This is a genomic window from Stenotrophomonas sp. P5_B8, assembly GCF_054049855.1.
In genome coordinates this window covers 1-2,572 of sequence record NZ_JBFULO010000496.1, presented here as the reverse complement: position 1 = coordinate 2,572, position 2,572 = coordinate 1, and the positions used below count along the sequence as shown (strand labels likewise).

Here is a 2,572-nt window from a genome sequence, read left to right as displayed (position 1 = left end):
CTTCAGCCCCCGGTGCTTGGACGCTGGACTCTGTGTTCCCACCCCCGCACGCAGACAGGACAAGCGCGACGGCGGCGCAAACGATGGATCGACGCATAGTGATTTCTCCTGAAAAGCAACGGCAGCTGGTAAGTGGGATCAGTCGTCCTCTGCCCACCGTGCCAAGTTCTGTTGGATTGATTCAATGCCTTCCCAAGGGTCCTTGCGCCTGCGTTTGAGCTTGGCGGGCACGTCCTTCATGGTGAAGGTATCTGCGCGGGTGAGCTTGGACAGCTCGCTCCATGCGATGGGCATTGCCACGGGCGCGCCTGGCCGACCTCGCAAGGAATACGACGCAACAGCGGTGGCACCCCGCCCGTTGCGCAGGTAGTCAACGAAGATGCGTTTTTTGCGCAGGCTTTTGGTCGACGTAGCCAAGAATCGCTGCGGCTCGGACTGTGCCAGGGCGTCCGCGAACCCATGGGCAAACCGCTTGGTGAGATCCCAATCGCATCCGGGATTCAGCGGCACCACCACGTGTAAGCCCTTGCCTCCGGAAACGCGTAGGAAAGACTCCAGCTCCAACTGCTGAAGGAGCTTCCGAATGTCGGTGGCAGCTTTCTTGATCTCCGAGAACGGCACGTCCGGGCCTGGGTCAAGGTCGAACACCACGCGATCGGCGCGGTCGGGCGAATCGGCGTGGCTGCCCCAAGGGTGAAACTCCAAGGCGTTGAACTGCACAAGCTCCAAGAGACTGGCAGCGTCTTCAACCACCAGGTAGTAGGCGTTGATTCCACTGTCTTCCTTGAGCTTCACCGAACTGACCAACTCCAGACCCGCAGTGTGGTGTTTCTGGAAGAAGCACRGCCGGCCGTTCCCAGCTGGGCAGCGGATGATCGACAGTGGACGCCCAACGATCTCAGGCAGCAGATGGTCCATGACCGCGCTGTAGTAATCCCACACATCCTGCTTGGTGGCCTTGATGTCGGGGAAGATGACCTTGGACGGGCTTGAGAGCTTTGGGGGAACCCGCTCTCCTGCATCCGCCCTGCCCTTGCTGTTCGTGGGTTTGACGGCAACACTGCGCTCGGGTCTGGTGACGGCTTGCTTCCCACGTTTGTTCGGCTTGGCCGATGTAGCACCGCCGCCGGAATTGTTGCTCTGATCCGAGTCGTTCAGATCGGCCACGTCTTTGTCAGGCCGCACCGCTTTCAGCGACGCTTGGCGCAGCAATTGTTGCCCGCCAATCCCTCGGTAGAAGACCTCGACGACAAACCGGGGCGCAAACCAGGTGGCGGTCCGCAAGTCGGTCTCTGTCGTTGGGACATGTGCGGTGGGCTTCTTCCCGCCGGCCGTGCCGATCAGCGCTGTCAGCTCCCCAATTAAGGTGTCCGAAAACCCCGAGCCGACGCGCCCCACGTAGAGCCATCCATGCTTGGGGTCGGGCTTGGCCAGTAGCAACGATCCGAAACCGGTGCGGCTTCCTTTGGGCGCGGTGTAGCCGACCACGGCGAATTCGTCGCTGGCCAACTGCTTGGTCTTCTTCCAATCCTCGCCCCGGCCGCCGTGGTAGCCGCGATCGGCGCGCTTGGAGATGATGCCCTCGAAATGCTGCTCACCCGCCAAACGGTAGGCCGCCTCCCCATCGCCGGCGATGTGCGAACTCATGGCCAGATGGGTCGGGGCTCCCTTGAGAACTTCCTCCAAGAGCGCCTTTCGTTCCAGCAGCRGAGCATCGGCGATGTCCACGCCATTGATATGCAGAAGGTCAAAGAGCGCATAGGACAGCGCACCCTGGCGCTCCCCAGATAGGGTGGCTTGAAGTAGATTGAAGTCTTCCTTGGTCCCGCGCCCCGCGATCAGCTCCCCGTCCAGCGCGGCGGACTTCAACCCCAATGTAGCGATGGCTTCACGGATCTCCGGGATCTTGCTGGTCCATTCCAACGCGTTGCGCGACCACAAGCGAACCTCGCCTTCCGCCACCGTGGCCAGGATCCTGTAGCCATCCCATTTGATCTCATGAACCCACTGCTCGCCCTTTGGGGGCGATTCGCCCAGCTTGGCCAACTGGGGTTCGAACGGGCCCTGGGGGGCCTCGGCCCTTTTACCACCGGTCAGCGCCGACGCCCTCTTGGCCCAATCCACGCGTCGAGCGGGTTTTGCGAGGGGGATCGCCTTGAGTCGCTTCTTGTCGGGCTTCCCGCTGCCGGCCCGTTTGAGGTCTGCGGCAGGGGGCACGGCGACATCCCCCAACAGGTCATCGGCCTCGACCTGGCTGGCATAGGCATCGTCCTCCTTGAAGAGAAGCCACTGCGGCTGGCGCGCCGGCTTGCCGGATCGAACCAAGTGCCATCCGCCTTTGAGCTTGGATCCGAACAGTTCGAAGCGCAGGTGCCCTTTGGCGAGTTGGGCCTCGGGATCCCCTTCGGTGGCCCAGACCCCGTGATCGAACTGAGCAACATGACCGCCGCCATACTCGCCTTTGGGGATCTCGCCCTCGAAACCAGCGTAGTCAACGGGATGGTCTTCCACCTCCACAGCCATCCGCTTGACCTTCGGGTCGTAGCTTGGCCCTTTGGGCACAGCCCAACTC

1 protein-coding gene is annotated in these 2,572 nt (G+C 62.1%); it reads right to left on the bottom strand.

Translation table 11 applies throughout. The annotated features are described in order from the left end of the window. Window positions 1-138: 138 nt before the first annotated feature. Entirely contained in the window at window positions 139-2,523 is a 2,385-nt protein-coding gene (ligD, locus tag ACXJKH_RS18535; protein ID WP_457321562.1) for a DNA ligase D, read from the bottom strand. Window positions 2,524-2,572 lie beyond the last annotated feature (49 nt).